The sequence below is a fragment of the Lysinibacillus sp. NPDC056220 genome (assembly GCF_049315265.1).
Taxonomy (GTDB): domain Bacteria; phylum Bacillota; class Bacilli; order Bacillales_A; family Planococcaceae; genus Lysinibacillus; species Lysinibacillus pinottii.
In genome coordinates this window covers 173,147-191,631 of the sequence record NZ_JBMOXD010000005.1, presented here as the reverse complement: position 1 = coordinate 191,631, position 18,485 = coordinate 173,147, and the positions used below count along the sequence as shown (strand labels likewise).

17 protein-coding genes are annotated in these 18,485 nt (G+C 37.1%); 15 read left to right on the top strand and 2 right to left on the bottom strand.

All coding sequences use genetic code 11. The annotated features are described in order from the left end of the window. Positions 1-15 precede the first annotated feature (15 nt). Positions 16-582 carry a DUF3267 domain-containing protein gene (locus tag ACOZBY_RS16980; protein WP_012296213.1) on the bottom strand — a complete coding sequence of 189 codons (567 nt, stop codon included), beginning with the start codon at positions 580-582 and terminating at the stop codon, positions 16-18. A gap of 178 nt (positions 583-760) precedes the next feature. Between ACOZBY_RS16980 and rpsF the strand changes: the two genes are divergently transcribed. The 8 genes from rpsF to ACOZBY_RS16940 all read left to right on the top strand — a co-directional run bounded on the left by rpsF (position 761) and on the right by ACOZBY_RS16940 (position 8,441). After that, complete coding sequence (gene rpsF / locus ACOZBY_RS16975) at positions 761-1,048, top strand: 30S ribosomal protein S6 (RefSeq protein ID WP_031415833.1); 288 nt, start codon at positions 761-763, stop codon at positions 1,046-1,048. Between the two features lie 47 nt (positions 1,049-1,095). After that, the gene (ssb, locus tag ACOZBY_RS16970; protein ID WP_008177953.1) at positions 1,096-1,665 is read left to right on the top strand and encodes a single-stranded DNA-binding protein; all 570 of its coding nucleotides are present in this window, start codon (positions 1,096-1,098) and stop codon (positions 1,663-1,665) included. Between the two features lie 41 nt (positions 1,666-1,706). Beyond that, positions 1,707-1,943, top strand: a complete 237-nt coding sequence (rpsR, locus tag ACOZBY_RS16965) for a 30S ribosomal protein S18 (protein WP_012296211.1) — start codon at positions 1,707-1,709, stop codon at positions 1,941-1,943. 225 nt (positions 1,944-2,168) lie between these two features. Beyond that, a complete protein-coding gene (locus ACOZBY_RS16960) occupies positions 2,169-3,110 on the top strand; it encodes a YybS family protein (RefSeq protein WP_012296210.1) in 942 nt (313 codons plus the stop codon). Positions 3,111-3,123: 13 nt separating this feature from the next. After that, entirely contained in the window at positions 3,124-5,094 is a 1,971-nt protein-coding gene (locus ACOZBY_RS16955; RefSeq protein WP_036162492.1) for a DHH family phosphoesterase, read from the top strand. Beyond that, positions 5,094-5,540 carry a 50S ribosomal protein L9 gene (rplI, locus tag ACOZBY_RS16950; RefSeq protein WP_012296208.1) on the top strand — a complete coding sequence of 149 codons (447 nt, stop codon included), beginning with the start codon at positions 5,094-5,096 and terminating at the stop codon, positions 5,538-5,540. The genes ACOZBY_RS16955 and rplI overlap by 1 nt, the downstream gene beginning before the upstream one ends. Before the next feature lie 13 nt (positions 5,541-5,553). Continuing rightward, entirely contained in the window at positions 5,554-6,915 is a 1,362-nt protein-coding gene (gene dnaB, locus ACOZBY_RS16945; protein ID WP_012296207.1) for a replicative DNA helicase, read from the top strand. Between the two features lie 236 nt (positions 6,916-7,151). Continuing rightward, the gene (locus ACOZBY_RS16940; protein WP_012296206.1) at positions 7,152-8,441 is read left to right on the top strand and encodes an adenylosuccinate synthase; all 1,290 of its coding nucleotides are present in this window, start codon (positions 7,152-7,154) and stop codon (positions 8,439-8,441) included. A gap of 49 nt (positions 8,442-8,490) precedes the next feature. Here the strand turns inward: ACOZBY_RS16940 and ACOZBY_RS16935 are convergent, their stop codons facing one another. Beyond that, positions 8,491-9,354, bottom strand: coding sequence for a YitT family protein (locus ACOZBY_RS16935; RefSeq protein ID WP_051800251.1), 864 nt, complete (start codon positions 9,352-9,354; stop codon positions 8,491-8,493). A 398-nt stretch (positions 9,355-9,752) separates the two neighbouring features. On the opposite strand from ACOZBY_RS16935, the gene ACOZBY_RS16930 reads away from it, so the two are divergent. The 7 genes from ACOZBY_RS16930 (at position 9,753) to ACOZBY_RS16900 (ending at position 18,396) form a co-directional block, all read left to right on the top strand. Continuing rightward, positions 9,753-11,216: a peptidoglycan DD-metalloendopeptidase family protein gene (locus ACOZBY_RS16930; RefSeq protein WP_197148790.1), complete on the top strand. Its 1,464-nt coding sequence runs from the start codon at positions 9,753-9,755 to the stop codon at positions 11,214-11,216. Positions 11,217-11,429: 213 nt separating this feature from the next. Then, positions 11,430-12,143, top strand: coding sequence for a response regulator YycF (gene yycF, locus ACOZBY_RS16925; protein WP_031415820.1), 714 nt, complete (start codon positions 11,430-11,432; stop codon positions 12,141-12,143). Between the two features lie 5 nt (positions 12,144-12,148). Further along, positions 12,149-14,014 carry a cell wall metabolism sensor histidine kinase WalK gene (walK, locus tag ACOZBY_RS16920; RefSeq protein ID WP_036162489.1) on the top strand — a complete coding sequence of 622 codons (1,866 nt, stop codon included), beginning with the start codon at positions 12,149-12,151 and terminating at the stop codon, positions 14,012-14,014. Then, a complete protein-coding gene (locus ACOZBY_RS16915) occupies positions 14,011-15,336 on the top strand; it encodes a YycH family regulatory protein (RefSeq protein ID WP_031415815.1) in 1,326 nt (441 codons plus the stop codon). Before walK ends, ACOZBY_RS16915 begins: the two co-directional genes overlap by 4 nt. Continuing rightward, the gene (locus ACOZBY_RS16910; RefSeq protein ID WP_012296200.1) at positions 15,323-16,144 is read left to right on the top strand and encodes a two-component system regulatory protein YycI; all 822 of its coding nucleotides are present in this window, start codon (positions 15,323-15,325) and stop codon (positions 16,142-16,144) included. The genes ACOZBY_RS16915 and ACOZBY_RS16910 overlap by 14 nt, the downstream gene beginning before the upstream one ends. Further along, positions 16,144-16,932: an MBL fold metallo-hydrolase gene (locus ACOZBY_RS16905; RefSeq protein WP_197223647.1), complete on the top strand. Its 789-nt coding sequence runs from the start codon at positions 16,144-16,146 to the stop codon at positions 16,930-16,932. The genes ACOZBY_RS16910 and ACOZBY_RS16905 overlap by 1 nt, the downstream gene beginning before the upstream one ends. Positions 16,933-17,097: 165 nt before the next feature. Then, positions 17,098-18,396, top strand: a complete 1,299-nt coding sequence (locus ACOZBY_RS16900) for a S1C family serine protease (RefSeq protein WP_036163673.1) — start codon at positions 17,098-17,100, stop codon at positions 18,394-18,396. Positions 18,397-18,485: the final 89 nt, after the last annotated feature.

Here is an 18,485-nt window from a genome sequence, read left to right as displayed (position 1 = left end):
TCGTATGTATGTATTTTACCTTGGTGAACGGTCCTTCTCTGTATAAACATAAAGCTTTGGTAATTCAGGGTCATCTTGTACTAAGGCATTATTGGGATATTTCTGTAACTCCTTATACATGGCAAAATCTCCTACTGCACCTGCCATTAAAAAAGCTCCTACCAGTATTAAAATGGTACTATTAAAATAAAATCCTGCAATAGTAGGGAGAACGCCAGTCATCCAAAATGGCAGCAACAATGCCCGTTTCATTGCGTGGTTGTAAAGCGGCTTTGTAGTAGTTGCATAGGCAACACCTAGCTCTAAGTTTATGCCATATTTTAAAGACTCCAAAGGTACTTTACCAAAAAGCATAAAACCAATTAAATGAAAAGCCTCATGCAACATTATGAAAATGATATACAGAATAACAAACAGTACTGTTCCACCAACGATAGGCCAAAAAGAAAAGTGAAAATCTTTAAAGCAAATATATTGAATGGCTGTAAATAATATGACAAGACCACTTGTAATCACAATATTGTCGATCATTAATTTTTTTATATCTAATTCAATAACAATAGGTTCTTTATTTGGTAGCACAAAAGTTCTCCTTTCACGAATGAATCATGTTAGGTTCATTATATAAAATGAATTGTTAGTTTGCGACTTGAAAGACAAGTACCTATATGTTACAATTCATTGATGTGAGTAATAATTTATTACTTGCTCCTTGCTCCCTTAATATAGGAGAGCCTAGTCCATAAGGAGGTGTAAACAGATGAGAAAATACGAATTAATGTACATCGTACGTCCGAACATTGAAGACGAAGCGAAGAAAGCTTTAGTTGAACGTTTCAACGAAGTTTTAACTTCTAACGGTGCAGAAGTCATCGAATCTAAAGAGTGGGGCAAACGCCGCTTAGCTTATGAAATTCAAGACTTCCGCGAAGGTTACTACCAAATCGTAAAAGTAAACGCTACTTCAGATGCAATCAACGAGTATACACGTCTAGCTAACATCAGCGAAGACATCATTCGTCACATTGCAGTTCGCCAAGAAGCTTAATATTGAATGATTTTTTAACAAAACGCTGAAAAGGAGGTTGCATTCTGATGATAAACCGTGTCGTATTAGTTGGAAGACTAACAAAAGATCCTGAGCTACGTTATACACCAAATGGAATTGCGTCTACAAGATTTACAGTTGCTGTGAATCGTGCATTCTCAAATCAACAAGGTGAACGTGAAGCTGATTTCATTAACTGTGTTGCATGGCGAAAACAGGCTGAAAACCTAGCGAACTTCATGCGAAAAGGAAGTTTAATTGGGGTAGAAGGTCGTATCCAAACAGGCAGTTATGAAGGACAAGACGGTAAGCGAGTATATACAACAGACGTTGTGGCGGATAGCGTACAGTTTTTAGAACCACGTAATGGTAGCGGTGCTCCTGCTCCTCAATACGGTGGTGGACAAACTTACGGTAATAACCAACCGTCCTATGGCGGTGGTCAACCACAGCAGCAGTTTGGTGGCGCTATGCCAGGACAGGGTTCCTATGGCGGCGATGCTTATCAGCAAAATCAACCACCTATGAATCAGCCAAACTATACACGTGTAGATGAGGACCCATTTGCTAATAGCAAGGGACCGATAGAAGTATCTGAGGATGATCTTCCATTCTAATGCTTCGAGAATATTAAAAAAAGATAAGGAGGAGACACACTATGGCACCACGTCGCGGAGGCCGCAAACGCCGTAAAGTTTGCTACTTCACTGCTAATAACATTACGCATATCGACTATAAAGATGTAGATTTATTAAAAAAATTCATCTCTGAGCGCGGTAAAATTTTACCACGTCGCGTAACTGGCACTAGCGCTAAGTACCAACGTAAATTAACTTCAGCTATCAAAGTATCTCGTATCATGGGATTACTTCCATTCGTAGCAGAAGATAAATAAGATTGATGACGTTAAGGTAATGGACCTTACATCAATTTTGAAAACCAGCATATTACGATATTCGTATCGGATATGCTGGTTTTTTTTATCGAAAAATGAAGTAGAAGATTATTAGATAAAATTCTTAATAAAGCATATAGTGAGCTAAGCGTTTTTTGTTCAATACTATGAAAAAATGGTACAATAAAGGGTAGTAAGTTTGACTGAAAAAAAGGAAGGTTTTCAATGCCGAATAATCAAACAAAAGCGCTTGTCCAAGGCTCGATGATGGTTGCACTTTTTACAATATTAATGCTGATTTCCGCATATGTACCATTCGTTTTTATAGTAGCTTTAATATTCGCTCCACTACCGGTTGCTTGGTATAGTGCAAATTACAAACGTTCCTCATCGATACTATTAGCAATAGTAGGCTGTTTTTTAACAAGTATAGCGACTGGAATGTCGATGTTACCATTTGCCTTTGTTTTAGGGTTACTGGGTGTCGTGATGGGTAACGCTATTTATCAGAAGAAGAGTAAGCTGTATTTATTTATGGCAACGGGGATTGCTAATCTAATCTCGATGGCACTTGTTTATGTTGCCTATGTGAAATTTGCAGGGATTGATTTCATTAGCATAAGTTTAGAGATGACTCGCAAAAATTATGAGCAATCAAATGAATTTGCGAAAAACGTAACAGGGCAAGTAGCGATAAAGCCCGAACAGCTCGAGGCTATGTTTAAAACGATCGAGCTGACAATGCCTGCAACAATAACAATGTTAGCATTTTTTGCTGCATTTATTATCATAGCGCTAAATTTACCAGCTTTAAAACGACTTGGTGTCGATGTTCCAAAATTTGCGCCATTTCAGAATATGCGCTTACCACGCTCTATTTTATGGTATTACATGATCGTTTTATGCATTAATTTATTCATGCGTCCAGAGGCTGGTTCAACACTAGATATTATCGTATTGAATGTTTCTTATATTTTATGGGTGCTGCTCATTCTACAAGGGATATCATTTATCCATTATTTCATTTCTAGAAAAGGGATGCCAAATGGTGTTAAATGGGTTGCTACCATATTAGCTATTCCATTATCATCCTTCATGATCTTACTAGGTATCGTTGATTTAGGTTTTGACGTACGTTCACTTGTAAAGGGGAAGACTAAAGAATAAGGGGCTGATTGTAATGGGAACTTTTAGAAAACGACCAATTCGCTATCCGCTTTTTGTTCTTTCCATTTTTGGAATTGTGACGTTCGTACTTCTATGTATTTGGAATATCGGGATAGGTCTAGGTTATGGAATAGGTTTTGCTTTACTGATGGTCTACACATGGAAGGTGGAAAAGATTGCTTTTGAAGAAACTGAAAAGCATATAGAATCCATTTCATTCCGCATGAAAAAAGTAGGGGAAGAAGCATTGCTTGAAATGCCAATTGGAATACTGTTGGTAAACGAGCAATATGAAATAGAATGGTCGAATCCATATATGCAAGGTATCTTAAATATGGAATCATTAGTAGGAGAGGGAATTGTTAATATTTCTGATGATATCTACGTACTAATGAAGACTGAAGAAACAAATGAGGCTACAATTACATTACGTGATCGTAAATATCGTGTTTATTATAAAAAAGAGGAACGATTACTATACTTCTTTGATATTACTGAGCAGATTGCTATTGAGAAGCAATACTTTGCAGATCGTACAGTTATCGCTATTTTATTTGTTGATAATTATGATGAAATCACACAAGCCATGGATGACCAGCCGCGTAGTTTAACGAATACGATGGTTACTTCAATCGTCAATGAGTGGGCTGCTGAGCATGGTGTATTTGTAAAACGAATATCATCAGATCGTTTTTTAGCCGTATTAAACGAATCAATTTTAACAGAGCTTGAAAAGAAAAAATTTGCAATTTTAGATGTTATCCGAGAAAAAACAGCGCAAAAGAATTTATCTTTAACATTAAGTATTGGTGTAGGAGCGGGTTCGTCCTCCCTAGTGGAGCTTGGTGAATTGGCACAATCAAGTCTGGATCTTGTATTAGGCCGTGGTGGTGACCAAGTCGCAATTAAGCAACCTACTGGAAAGCTTAAATTCTATGGTGGGAAAACCAATCCGGTTGAAAAGCGCACACGTGTTAGAGCGCGCGTCATCTCACATGCATTACGTGATTTAATTCAAGATAGTGATCAAGTGTTTGTTATGGGACATAAAAGTCCTGATATGGACTCTATTGGTGCGTCTGTCGGTGTTCGGAAAATGGCACAAATGAATGATGTAAAGGGCTATGTCATTATAAATTTTGATGAATTAAATGGTAGTGTTACACGTTTAATGAATGAAATAGAGAGTAAATCAGATTTCTATGAAAACTTCCTAACACCAGAGGAAGCTGCTGGGAAAATGACTGAAAAATCTTTGCTTGTTATTGTGGATACACATAAACCTAATTTAGTTATTGATGCACACTTATTAAAGCTAGCTGAAAAGGTTGTTGTCATCGACCATCATCGTCGAAGTGAGGATTTTATTGAAAATCCAACACTTGTTTATATGGAACCGTATGCCTCATCTACAGCTGAGCTTGTCACTGAGTTATTAGAATATCAGCCCAAGCGTGCAAAGATTAATATGCTAGAGGCTACTGCCCTACTAGCAGGTATTATTGTCGACACGAAGAGCTTTACACTTCGAACGGGAGCACGTACATTTGAAGCAGCTTCGTATCTACGAACGAATGGAGCAGATACAGTATTAGTGCAACGTCTTTTAAAAGAAGATGTAGACACTTATATTGAACGATCCAAAATAGTGCAAACAGTTAAATTCGTTAAACCAGGAATTGCTGTGGCTGTAGGTGAGGAATCGAAAGTGTATGATTCTGTCTTAATTGCACAAACAGCAGATATTTTACTAACTATGAAGGATGTTGGTGCATCGTTTGTGATTGCACATCGGGCAGATGGAAAAATAGGAATTAGTGCCCGATCACTAGGCGAAGTCAATGTACAGCTTATTATGGAAAGACTTGGCGGTGGTGGCCATTTAACAAACGCCGCCTGCCAAATAGAAGCCAAAACCATTGATAACGTGAAAACACAATTAGAAGAGGCCATAGAAGAGGTCTTTGAAGGGAGTTCTGACTAATGAAAGTAGTATTTTTAAAAGACGTTAAAGGAAAAGGAAAAAAAGGTGAGATTAAAAACGTAGCAGATGGTTACGCACAAAATTTCTTAATTAAAAATGGTTATGCAGCAGAGGCAAACGCTCAAGCTCTAAGTCAATTAGATGGTCAGAAAAAATTAGAGGCAAAAAATGCGGCTGCCGAACTAGCAGAAGCACAAGCGTTAAAGGAAAAATTAGAAACATTAACAGTTGAGCTAAAAGCAAAGTCTGGTGAAGGTGGCCGTCTATTTGGTTCAGTGTCTACAAAGCAAATTGCAGATGCCTTACAAAAAGTGCATGGCATTAAAATTGATAAACGTAAAATGACTTTGAATGACGGGATTCGTGCACTGGGCTTTACAAATGTTCCTGTAAAACTACATCATGAAGTAACTGCTACATTAAAAGTACATGTAACGGAAGAATAAGGAGCGACGATCCATGAACGAACCGATGATGGACCGCGTTCCACCGCATAACCGGGAGGCGGAGCAATCGGTTATCGGTGCTATTTTCCTTGAGCCACAATCTTTAATCACGGCATCGGAAATTTTATTGGCAGATGATTTTTATTTAAATGCCCATAAGAAAATTTTTGAAACAATGCTGCGGTTAAGTGATCAAGGGAAAGCAATAGATGTTGTAACAGTTACGGAAGAATTATCAGCTAAAAAAGAGATTGAAGACGTTGGCGGGCTATCCTATTTACTAGAGCTCGCCAATGCTGTCCCTACAGCTGCCAATGTCGCTCACTATGCCAAAATCGTTGAGGAAAAGGCACTGTTACGTCGATTGATTCGTGTTGCTACTAAAATTGTTGAAGATGGCTACACACGAGAAGACGAAGTAGAGGCATTACTAGGCGAAGCAGAGAAAAAAATGATGGAGGTTGCTAATCGGAAGAATGCTGGGGACTTTAAGCATGTGAAAGACGTGCTAGTGGAAACTTTCGATAACATAGAGCAGCTTCAATCGCAAAAGGGAGATGTAACGGGTATACCGACAGGCTTCCGTGATTTAGATAACATTACTGCTGGCTTCCAACGCAACGATTTAATTATTGTAGCTGCCCGCCCATCCGTAGGGAAAACTGCCTTTGCATTGAATGTTGCGCAAAGCGTTGCCGTACAGGCAAGAGAAAATGTTGCCATCTTCTCTTTAGAGATGGGTGCAGAGCAACTTGTCATGCGTATGCTTTGTGCAGAAGGAAATATTGATGCACAAGTTTTACGTACAGGTGCTTTAACTACGGAAGATTGGGGTAAACTAACTATGGCAATGGGTAGTTTATCGAATTCGGGGATTTTTATTGATGATACACCAGGTGTTCGCATTAATGAAATTCGTGCAAAATGTCGACGTTTAGCACAAGAAAATGGGCTTGGAATGATCCTTATTGATTATTTACAGCTTATTCAAGGTAGCGGGAAACCAGGGGAAAACCGTCAGCAAGAGGTATCGGAGATTTCACGATCGTTAAAAGGACTAGCACGTGAATTAAAGGTACCTGTTATTGCCTTATCACAGCTATCTCGTGGAGTTGAGCAACGACAAGATAAACGTCCGATGATGAGTGACTTACGTGAATCGGGAAGTATTGAGCAAGATGCAGATATTGTAGCCTTTTTATACCGTGATGACTATTACGATAAAGAGTCTGAAAGTAAAAATATGATCGAAATTATTATTGCAAAGCAACGTAACGGTCCAACGGGAACAGTTACACTTGCCTTTAAAAAAGAGTTCAATAAATTCATTAATGTGGATTGGTCACAAATGCCACCGCCACCGCCACGTGATTAGTCATGTTGCTCGTCATTCAGATAAATTGCCTTTTCAAATTAACCTTAGACTGAATTAATCTGAATGTTCGATAATATTCATACCATTCTGTTATTAAACACGAACGTTAAATCAGATTTTTTGATTTTATGTTCGTGTTTTTTCACTGTTTTTTATTGACGAGGTGTTTCTATCATTGTTACAATGGTTGAGGCTTAAAAATTGAGATACACAGGTATCTAACGGAGGTGCTGATTATGACATCAGTAGTAGTTGTAGGAACACAGTGGGGAGACGAAGGAAAAGGTAAAATTACAGATTTCCTTTCGCAAAAAGCCGATGCAATCGCTCGTTTTGCAGGTGGAGATAATGCAGGACATACTATTAAAATTGATGGTGAAACATATAAACTTCATTTAATTCCATCAGGTATCTTCTATAAAGAAAAAACTTCAGTTATTGGTAATGGATTAGTTGTCAATCCAAAATCATTAGTAACAGAACTAAAAGGCTTACAAGAGCGTGGCATAAATACAGATAATTTACGTATTTCTAATCGTGCGCATGTGATTTTGCCTTATCATATCAAGCAAGATATTGCGGATGAAGAAAGCCGCGGTGATAATAAGATCGGAACAACTTGTAAAGGAATCGGACCATGTTATCAAGATAAAGTAGCTCGTATTGGTATCCGTATGGCTGATTTACTTGATAAGGATATTTTTGAAGAAAAACTACGTCATAATTTAGCCATTAAAAATAAATTGTTCGAGAAATTCTATGAAGTTGAAGGTCTTACTTTCGAAGAAATTTTTGAGGAATACTATGGCTATGGCCAAGAAATTGCAAAATATGTGACAGATACATCTAAAATTTTGAATGATGTACTTGATGAGGGCGGTAAAGTATTATTCGAAGGCGCACAAGGGATTTTACTTGATGTCGATCAAGGTACGTATCCCTATGTTACATCTTCAAATCCTGTAGCAGGTGGTGTAGCGATTGGTGCTGGTGTTGGTCCTTCACGTGTAACAAGTGTTATTGGGGTATCTAAAGCTTATACATCTCGTGTAGGTGATGGTCCATTCCCTACTGAATTATTTGATGAAGTAGGTCAGCAAATTCGTGAAGTTGGTCGAGAATATGGTACAACAACAGGCCGTCCACGCCGTGTAGGTTGGTTCGATACTGTAGTTGTTCGTCACTCACGCCGCGTAAGTGGTATTACACATCTGGCACTTAACTCAATTGATGTTTTATCTGGTTTAGAGACAGTAAAAATCTGTACTGCCTATAACTATAAAGGTGAAACGATTACAGAGTACCCAGCAAACCTTCATATTATTGAACAATGTGAACCAATTTATGAAGAGCTTCCAGGCTGGTCTGAGGATGTAACAGCATGCCGTACTTTAGAAGAGCTACCTGAAAATGCAAGACGCTATGTAGAGCGTGTTAGCGAATTAACAGGTATTCAAATCGCTACTTTCTCAGTTGGACCTGCTCGTGAGCAAACAAACGTTTTAGTAGATGTTTGGGAAGCATAATTAAATAAAAACAATAAAAAGGGCGTGCCGTATATGGTACGCCCTTTTCTTAGTGAATATCCTTCTTTTTAAAGCGACCACCTTTTACCTCTGCAATATTACCAATGGCTAAAAATGCATTGTCATCAATATCCGCAACAATTGTTTTCAGTTTGGATTCTTCTAAACGAGTAATGACAGTAAAGATGACCTTTTTATCATTTCCTGTATAAGCCCCTTCACCGTGAAGAAACGTCACACCACGGCCAAGTCGATCCATGATGGTTTGTCCAATTTCATCAATAGCATCACTTATGATATAAACTGATTTAGATTCTTCCAAACCTTGAATGACAATATCAATCATTTTATAAGCAATATAGTAAGCAATGATGGAGTACATGGCTTGTTCCCAGTTAAATACAAATCCAGCCACTGCAAAAATAATGATGTTGAAGAACATTATTATTTCCCCAACTGAAAAAGGAGTCTTACTATTAAATAAAATAGCCAATATTTCAGTTCCATCTAAAGAACCGCCATAACGGATGACAATACCGACACCAACTCCTAAAATCATTCCACCAAAAACTGTAGCCAATAATGTGTCTTCCGTAAATGGATGTAGGTTATGTAAGGCAAGTGTTGCTGTAGAGAGTACTGTAATACCTAGACCTGTAGACAGTGCAAAGGTTTTACCAATTTGTTTATAGCCTAAAAAAATAAAAGGTAAGTTTAAAATGAAGATGAAAATACCAAGGGGTAAATGTAATAAATGAGATGTAATAATGGAAACACCTACAATGCCTCCATCCATAATATGGTTGGGTACTAAAAATAACTCTAAGCCCAAAGCCATAATGATTGCACCTAACGATACCATAATAATTCTTAGCAATGTTTTACGCATGTTACTTTTCTGATGCCGCAACATTTTAGTTGCCATATCAGAGGTCTGTGAATCACTCAATTTAATCGCTCCAATCCATAATGTGCCTTCTTTTATATTTTATCGGAATATTAAAAAAGTAAAAAGTATTATGCCTAAATTCACTTGAAAATAACAAAAGAATACTATACCAATGGCAAAGTATATGGTTATTCATAAAACAAATAACATTGTTCAACACCCATTTAATGAATAAAAATACAGTATTTATCAACTATATAAAATATTTTCTATGTAACAATTAGTAGATAAATAATACATTTACATTACAAAAGAGTGAAATCATTCAAACGCTTTTTTCTTTATGGTACATTATAAGGGTGCAAAAAATCCTTGTGGGTAAATCATCCTACCACAGGGGAAAGTTGGAAGGGGCTTTATTGATGAATTCGTTTTGGAATAAAAAAGAAGAAAACAATAGATTCACCTACAATTTTTCTTCTTTCAAAAAGGTTTCGATTATAGCAGTTTTAATGACGAGCCTAACGATAAATATGGGTTTTGCTAAAGAACATACGAAAGAAAATTTAAATAAAATATACCACGTCTATGTGGGAGAAGACTATATTGGTGCAGTATCTAACGAGAATGCTATTCAAGAAATTATTACATCAAAAGAAAAAGAAGCGAGTCAGCAATTCAAAGAATTATCAATTGATGCTCGCTCATCTGTCAAAATAATCCCGGAACAAGTTTTTACGAATGAAACAAAAGATGCAGAAACATTATCAAAACTTAAGCAATCATTAGTAGCAAAATCCGATGCTTTTACATTACTAGTAAATCATAAGCCAGTCGTATCATTAAAAAATACAGAGGCCTATGAAAAAACAGTTCAATTGTTGAAGCTACAATATATTTCTCAGCAAGAGTTAGATAAATTAACGAAAAACCAGCAATCTACCATTAATTTGCCAGAATTACAAGCAGGTGAATCACGACTTTTAGATATTTCGTTTAAACAGGAAGTTTCAGGGATATCACAAAAAGTTACACCGACTCAAATCTTAACACCTGAGCAAGCTGTAAACTATTTAATGACCGGCTTCCTTGAACAAGATAGCTATAAAATTCAATCAGGCGATGTATTAGGTTCTGTTGCCAAAAAGCATAATCTAACGACAAGTGAGCTTCTAGCTTTAAACCCAGATGTAACAGTTGATACTGTTTTACAAGTTGGGCAGGAATTAAATGTAACGGTGGCTAAGCCATTTGTAAATCTTGAGGTTAAAAAGAAAAAGAAAGTAGCAGATGTAATTCCATTCAAAAAAGTAGTGGAAGAAGATCCTACCATGTATAAAGGTGAAAAGGTCGTCAAGCAAGAAGGCGCTAACGGTAAAAAAGAAACAACATACGCTTTAACATCTGAAAATGGTAAACAAACATCAAAAGTAGCATTAGAAGAAACTATTGTCCAAGAGCCAGTGGATCAAATTGAAGTAGTAGGGACAAAGGTAATCTCTTCACGTGGAACAGGAGAATTTTCATGGCCAGCAGTAGGAGGCTATATCTCAAGTGGTATGGGTGAACGTTGGGGCGCCTTCCACCGTGGAATCGATATCGCTCGTCCAAGTAACTATAATATTTTGGCTGCTGATAATGGTGTAGTTAGTGCAGCTGGTACGTCTGGTACCTATGGTAATCGCATTGTTATTAATCACAATAATGGCTATACAACACTATATGGACATCTATCTTCTATTAATGTTGAAGTGGGACAAGTAGTGGAAAAGGGCTCTGTTATTGGTATTATGGGTTCTACTGGAAATTCGACAGGCACACATTTACACTTTGAAGTTGAAAAGAACGGTTCATTAGTTAACCCGTTATCATATGTAGGTCGATAAACATTTTGAATAGTAGACAGTCCAAATAGTGGGCTGTCTTTTCTATTATTTCCCGAGAAATATTTGTTGAAATATAGCCCATTATGTCAAAGTATTTAAAGTGATTGATGAACGATTAATGCAAGGAAACTGAAAGCATGATAGAGTTAAGAGTAGTGAACTTACAATTACAAAATGTTTAAGAATAGATAAAAAACGAAAGGGAGAAAATGAATGAACAAAACAATTTTAGTTGTTGATGATGAAAAACCAATCGCAGATATTCTGCAATTTAATTTAATAAAAGAAGGATATAAAGTGATTTGTGCTTATGATGGGGATGAGGCACTAAAGAGGGTTGAGGAGGAACAACCAGATTTAATGCTCCTAGATATAATGCTGCCAAAGCGTGATGGTATGGAAGTGTGTAGAGAGGTACGAAAAAAATATGACTTCCCTATTATTATGCTGACGGCTAAAGGCTCTGAGATTGATAAAGTTTTAGGCTTAGAAATGGGTGCAGATGATTATGTTACTAAGCCATTTAGTACACGAGAGCTTATTGCTCGTGTAAAGGCCAATATGCGACGTTTACAGGTTGCTGCACCTGTAGCAGAAGAGGCAGAAGAGGAATCAAACGAAATTGTTGTAGGATCCCTTGTTATTCAACCAGATGCTTATTTAGTAATGAAGCGTGATGAGGCCATTGAGCTTACACATCGGGAATTTGAGCTGCTACATTATTTAGGCAAACATATTGGCCAAGTAATGACCCGTGAGCATTTATTACAAACGGTATGGGGCTATGACTATTTTGGTGATGTTCGTACTGTTGACGTAACAATTCGTCGTTTACGTGAAAAAATTGAGGATAATCCTAGTCACCCTGCTTGGATTGTCACAAGACGTGGTGTAGGTTATTACTTACGAAATCCTGAACAGGAGTAATAGGAATGCAGAAAGTGAGCTTCTTTAAATCCATTCATGTCAAACTCGTGCTAATTTATATTTTATTAATATTGCTTGCTTTACAAATTATCGGTATTTATTTCGCCCGTCAGTTAGAACAAAATTTGAAGAGCAACTTCCAAGATTCTATTTTTCAGCGAGTTGACTTGATGCAATATAGTCTTCGTGAGGAAATTTTAAAGGAACGCGATGAAAGCATGCCTAAACTAGAGGAAAGCTTGAAATCAATCGTTATGGAGTTTTCAACTGGTTTAAGAGATGTTTCTAATGGTGATATTTTAGAAATTCGTGTCATTGATGATAGACAAAGGATACTGGCAACATCTGAGCTTGAGAATCAAAATTTAATAGGACAACGCTCTAACACAGACCTTGTGCGTCGTGCTATATCTGCTGAAACGCTCTTTGATATCATTAAACTTGATAACAAAACGAGGAATCGAGTATGGGTATTAGCAAACCCAATTCGAGCTGGTGCAGGGCCAGATGATGAAATTATTGGTGTTCTATATATTGAAGCGAATATTGAGTCCGTTTTTGAACAAATGAATGAAATTAACCGTATTTTCCTTGGCGGTACAGCTATGTCGTTAGTCTTTACCATCTTTTTAGGTATTCTCGTTGCGCGAACAATTACACAACCAATTGCTGATATGCGAAAGCAGGCTCAAGCGATGGCAAAGGGCAACTATTCTCGCAAGGTAAGAGTATATGGTACGGATGAAATAGGTCAGCTTGCCGTTACCTTTAATCATTTAACGAATCGCTTGCAAGAGGCACAATCCACTACTGATGCAGAGCGGCGAAAGTTAGACTCAGTCCTTAGTAATATGACGGATGGCGTTATTGCGACAGATCGCAAGGGACGTATTATTTTAATTAATGACCCGGCGCTGCAGTTACTGCATATTTCAAGAGATATTACATTAGGTCGTCCCATTGCCTCGGTATTGGGGATTGATCAGGAATATAGCTTTGAAGATTTAATTCATATGAGCGATGCTATCAATTTAAATTTTAGTACGTCAGATGCTCCTTATATATTACGTGCCAATTTCTCGGTTATTCAAAAAGAGACAGGCTTTATTAATGGTCTTATAACTGTACTACACGATATAACAGAGCAGGAAAAGATAGAAATGGATCGTCGAGAGTTTGTATCGAATGTATCACATGAATTAAGAACACCATTAACAACAATGCGTAGCTATCTCGAGGCACTAGCAGATGGTGCATGGAAGGATGAAAATATTGCGCCTACCTTTTTAAATGTAACGCAAACTGAAACAGAACGTATGATTCGACTAGTCAATGATTTATTGCAATTATCACGAATGGATAGTTCAGATTATGAGTTAAATAAAGATATTGTCTTATTCAATTCATTCTTTAACCGAATTATCGATCGTTTTGAAATGTCCAAGTCTGATAAAGTACAGTTTGCACGATTATTCCCTGAAACCTCCTTTTATGTAGAAATTGATACGGATAAGGTGACACAGGTCATTGATAATATCATTTCAAATGCCATCAAATATTCACCAGACGGTGGGAATATACGCTTTGGGTTCACTGGACAAGGCGATATGTTGAAAGTCATGATTTCAGATGATGGCATGGGGATTCCTAAAGAAAATGTAGGCCGCATTTTTGATCGCTTCTACCGTGTTGATCGTGCCCGTGCTCGTTCCATGGGAGGAACAGGCTTGGGACTTGCTATTGCGCGGGAAATGATTGAAGCACATGGCGGGAAGATTTGGGCTGAGAGTGAGGAAGGGCAAGGCACGACAATTTTCTTCACATTACCATACGATGCAGATGAATTTGGTGAGGCGGGTGAGTGGGAATGAAATATATAGAGCCAGTTAAATCTGCTGTTTTATTTCTACTTGTCATGCTAAGTGTGATTCTAACCTTTTTAATTTGGACTTACACACCGGATTATAAATATATTGAAAATACAGAGCGAAAGGAAATTTTAATTAAGCCGCAAAAGGAAATGGAGGATATTATTCGTCCATACAAGGCTATTTTCCGTTTTGATGAAGAATTTACAGGCACAGTATCTAACAATGCGATGAAGAATTTGATGAAAACATTTAAAGGCTGGAACGTCCTAGATTTAGAGCCTGTTAACAACAATCTTTCACCAAACTATGTGAATCAAATTATTGGAGCAGATCATCGAATGACCATCTTTTTCACTGGTGAGGTTCCATTTTCAGCATTTAACACAATTTTTCAGTTTGCTGAAAAAGAGTTACCAGAAACAACCTTCAATCGTATGATTATTGACTGGAGTAATTCGAACACCAAAGAGTTAATGGTTTATTACATTAGTGGGAATAACCAATCATTATTCCGCTCACATGTCAGCGTGCCAAACATGAGCCAATTTATACAAGAAGTCATAGAGCCTGCAAAAAAATATGGCGCTTTTAAAGAAATTGAGCGAGAAAATCAAACAGCCCTTTATGTAGATAGCAATAAAATGGAATCTGTAAAATTTACGTACTATATTGAAGAAATCACACCAGAATTATTTAAAAATGTGTTATTTACAGATCCAAATATAGTGCGACGTAATGTTGAAAGTGCATCTTCTGAAAAATATACAGATGGTATGTCATTAATGACGTTAGATACAAATCTAAAGTCATTAAACTATGTTTATCCAGCTGCAGAAAGCAGTATTAGAATTGAGCCTTCAAAACTTCTAAAAGATAGCTTTGAATTTATCAACGAGCATGGAGGATTTACTGCAGATTTCCGCTATGCTTCAACTAGCACCAATAAAAATCAAATGGATTATCAATTATATTTGCAGGGATTACCGGTCTATAGTAATCATGTCATTACCCGAATGACGACAATTTGGGGAGATAGCCGGATTTTCCATTATAAACGTCCATATTTCTCATTAGATATGGATATTGAGGCTGAAAAGGAAATCAAGGAATTACCTTCGGGTGCAGATATTGCTGAAAGATTAAAAAATGCGAATAATATTGCCTTAGCAGATATTGATGAAATTGTTTTGGGCTATTATTTAACACAAAATCAAGAACTAAATATATTTACATTTGAACCATGTTGGTTTGTCATTCGTAATGGATCTTGGATTAAACTAACCCCTGAAGTTTTAGGAGGTGTTAAAAATGGATTGGAATAGAACAAAATCTATTTTTATATTCGTTTTTTTAATTCTAAACATCTTCTTATATTCACTTTATGTAAATCGCTATAATGAGGCGAAAGATATTGAGGTTCCAGGTGAAAAAACAATAGAAGCTCGTTTAAAGGATGATAATATTACGTACGGCACATTACCAAATAATATTGAATCTGCTTCGTATATGACAGCTCAAGTGCATAAATTCACAACAGATGAATTTAGTAATAGCAATCAACAAATAAAATTTAGGGACAATAATACAAAGGCACGTGCTATTTTCATCAAGCCTGTTAAATTACGTAATGTGAGTGATGATGCAAGCTTTACGGATTTTGCTCTTGCAAACGTAAATGAAGGAGCATCCTATGCTTTGTGGAAAGTAGACCGTGAAGAACGAGTCGCTGTTTTTTTCCAAAAAACGAATAATCGAATGTTCTATTATAATGGTTCATTGAAAATTAAATGGAATACCAACAATGAAGTAACAATGTATGAACAAACAATGATTGATAATATTGAAGAAATGGAACAACAGGAAACTGTCATTCCTCCACTTCAAATTATTCAAACTTTATATGCAAAAGGACCGCTCAAGCCAGACTCACGTATTACGCAAATGAAGTTAGGTTACTCAACACTTGTTAAATTAACTCGTACACAGGTATTAGTGCCAACATGGGAGATACGAGTGAAATTATCGGATGGAGAAACAGAAGAGTATTTTGTCAATGCAGTCGAAGGCAAAGTCATTGAAATCCAGGAGGACAAGCAAGAGGGCGAAGAAGAAGACTGGGGAGTTGAATAATGCGATTTAGTGTTTTAGCAAGTGGCAGTACAGGGAATTCGATTTATGTAGAGAATGATGATTACGCTTTTATCGTCGATGCGGGCCTTAGTGGCAAAAAGATGGAGCAGCTATTTACAAAGATCGATCGTAATGTGAAGCAGCTTAGTGGTATTTTCGTTACACATGAGCATAGTGATCATATTAAAGGGATAGGCGTACTGGCACGAAAATATAGTGTACCGATTTATGCAAACGCCAAAACATGGCAGGCAATGGACGGACTAATTGGTGAAATTCCTGTAGAGCAACGCTTTGAATTTGATATGGATACAGTGAAGCATTTTGGCTCTTTAGCGGTTGAATCCTTTGCTGTTTCACATGATGCAGCAGATCCAATGTTCTACACGTTCCATGAGGATAATCGCAAGCTTGTTATTATCACGGATACAGGGTATGTTAGTGATCGTATGAAAGGTATTATACGCGGAGCTGACTCGTTTGTTTTTGAAAGTAATCATGATGTTAATATGCTTCAAATGGGACGTTATCCTTGGTCCATTAAACGTCGTATTTTAAGCGATGTAGGACATGTATCCAATGAAGATGCAGCGATTGCAATGAGTGAGGTTGTATTTGATAAGACTACGAATATCTATCTTTCGCATTTAAGTAAGGATAATAATATGAAAGAACTAGCACGCATGAGTGTCTCACAAACCTTACAGTCCTGTGGCATTATGGTTGGCGAGCATGTTCATCTCTTTGATACCGATGCAGAGGAGCCAACAAAATTGGTTACGGTTTAACGACTATTTATTTAGGTAAGACTTAAAGCTGTTCGACACATTTGAAATAATGTGTCGAGCAGCTATTTTTATGTCCAATTTATTTGTTTTTCATCTGATTTTAATGTTTGAATCGTAAGATTAGGGTAACAATTAACAAAAGCAGTATAGGAAAGGATGAGGAACATGAGTTACTTTCAAGATGATGATAAAAACAGTGATTTCCTAAAAAATGAAGAAATCCCGAAATCACCTCTTCAAGAAAGATTAGAGCGTGAGGAGCAAGAAATGCAAGCCAAGCGTCATAAAAAGAAAGGTGGAGGCGGAGGAAAAGGTGGTTATTTCTTTAGTGGCTTGGTCGGTGTCATTATTGGTGCCTTACTTGTATGGCTGATGATGCCGGGTCTGGTCAACCAAATGCCTGGTACAACATCAAGTAATACAGGGAAAAATGATACAACCATAAACCAAGTTGCCACAGAGGTGACGACAGATGTTACAAAAGCCGTTGATAAAGCCTCTCCGGCCGTTGTCGGTATTACTAATATCCAAGAAGTAACAAGTGGAGGATTTTGGAGCCCTCAATCGACAACAACAAAAGAAGCGGGAAGCGGTTCCGGTGTAGTTTATAAAATTGAAGGTAATAAAGCCTTTATTGTAACAAATAATCACGTAATTGAAGGAGCTAAACAATTAGAGGTCACAATGCCTGATGGAACAAAAGAGCAAGCAGAATTAGTGGGCCACGATGTTTGGACAGATCTTGCTGTCATTTCAATTAGCTCAAAGAATGTAAAAACAGTAGCGACATTTGGTAACTCCGATGTGTTAAAGCAAGGGGAAACTGTTATAGCAATTGGTAATCCACTTGGCTTAGACTTCTATGGCTCTGTGACAACAGGCGTTGTTTCAGGTAAGGATCGTTCTGTACCAGTAGACTTAAACGGTGATGGCACAGAAGACTGGCAACAAGAAGTATTACAAACAGATGCAGCCATTAATCCAGGGAATAGTGGAGGAGCACTTGTCAATTTAGCTGGGGAGTTAATAGGAATTAACTCCATGAAGATTGCACAATCCTCTGTAGAAGGTCTAGGTTTCTCTATTCCAATTAATTCAGCCATTCCAATTATTGAGGAGCTAGAGAAAAATGGTGAAATGAAACGTCCAACTATGGGAATTTCATTAGCTGACTTAACAGATGTCCCAGCCTTCTATCAACAACAAACATTAAAATTACCTGCTGAGGTAACAACAGGTGTTGTAATCACAGATGTAATGAATAACTCTGCAGCTTCAAAAGCAGGTGTCCAACAATATGATGTGATTGTGGAAATGGATGGTCAAAAAATTGAAACAGCTATTGATTTGCGTAAACACCTATATAATGAGAAAAAAATTGGTGATCAATTAACATTAAAAGTTTACCGACAAGGTAAATTAGTAGAACTATCACTTACATTAACAAACGGTAATTCATTGTAAAAAAGATGAATAGCAGTGGGGATTGAAAAATAATCTCCACTGCTTTTTTGTGGAGATAAAGAAGTATTTTAATAAAATATTGTGGATAA

Bases quoted from the DNA above. Each gene is read 5' to 3' on its own strand.
- dnaB (WP_012296207.1), top strand. From the start codon at position 5,554: ATGAACGAACCGATGATGGACCGCGTTCCACCGCATAACCGGGAGGCG.
- ACOZBY_RS16915 (WP_031415815.1), top strand. From the start codon at position 14,011: ATGAAATATATAGAGCCAGTTAAATCTGCTGTTTTATTTCTACTTGTC.
- ssb (WP_008177953.1), top strand. From the start codon at position 1,096: ATGATAAACCGTGTCGTATTAGTTGGAAGACTAACAAAAGATCCTGAG.
- rpsR (WP_012296211.1), top strand. From the start codon at position 1,707: ATGGCACCACGTCGCGGAGGCCGCAAACGCCGTAAAGTTTGCTACTTC.
- ACOZBY_RS16905 (WP_197223647.1), top strand. From the start codon at position 16,144: ATGCGATTTAGTGTTTTAGCAAGTGGCAGTACAGGGAATTCGATTTAT.
- ACOZBY_RS16935 (WP_051800251.1), bottom strand. From the start codon at position 9,354: ATGTTGCGGCATCAGAAAAGTAACATGCGTAAAACATTGCTAAGAATT.
- ACOZBY_RS16910 (WP_012296200.1), top strand. From the start codon at position 15,323: ATGGATTGGAATAGAACAAAATCTATTTTTATATTCGTTTTTTTAATT.
- yycF (WP_031415820.1), top strand. From the start codon at position 11,430: ATGAACAAAACAATTTTAGTTGTTGATGATGAAAAACCAATCGCAGAT.
- rplI (WP_012296208.1), top strand. From the start codon at position 5,094: ATGAAAGTAGTATTTTTAAAAGACGTTAAAGGAAAAGGAAAAAAAGGT.
- ACOZBY_RS16960 (WP_012296210.1), top strand. From the start codon at position 2,169: ATGCCGAATAATCAAACAAAAGCGCTTGTCCAAGGCTCGATGATGGTT.
- ACOZBY_RS16940 (WP_012296206.1), top strand. From the start codon at position 7,152: ATGACATCAGTAGTAGTTGTAGGAACACAGTGGGGAGACGAAGGAAAA.
- ACOZBY_RS16955 (WP_036162492.1), top strand. From the start codon at position 3,124: ATGGGAACTTTTAGAAAACGACCAATTCGCTATCCGCTTTTTGTTCTT.
- rpsF (WP_031415833.1), top strand. From the start codon at position 761: ATGAGAAAATACGAATTAATGTACATCGTACGTCCGAACATTGAAGAC.
- walK (WP_036162489.1), top strand. From the start codon at position 12,149: ATGCAGAAAGTGAGCTTCTTTAAATCCATTCATGTCAAACTCGTGCTA.
- ACOZBY_RS16930 (WP_197148790.1), top strand. From the start codon at position 9,753: ATGAATTCGTTTTGGAATAAAAAAGAAGAAAACAATAGATTCACCTAC.
- ACOZBY_RS16900 (WP_036163673.1), top strand. From the start codon at position 17,098: ATGAGTTACTTTCAAGATGATGATAAAAACAGTGATTTCCTAAAAAAT.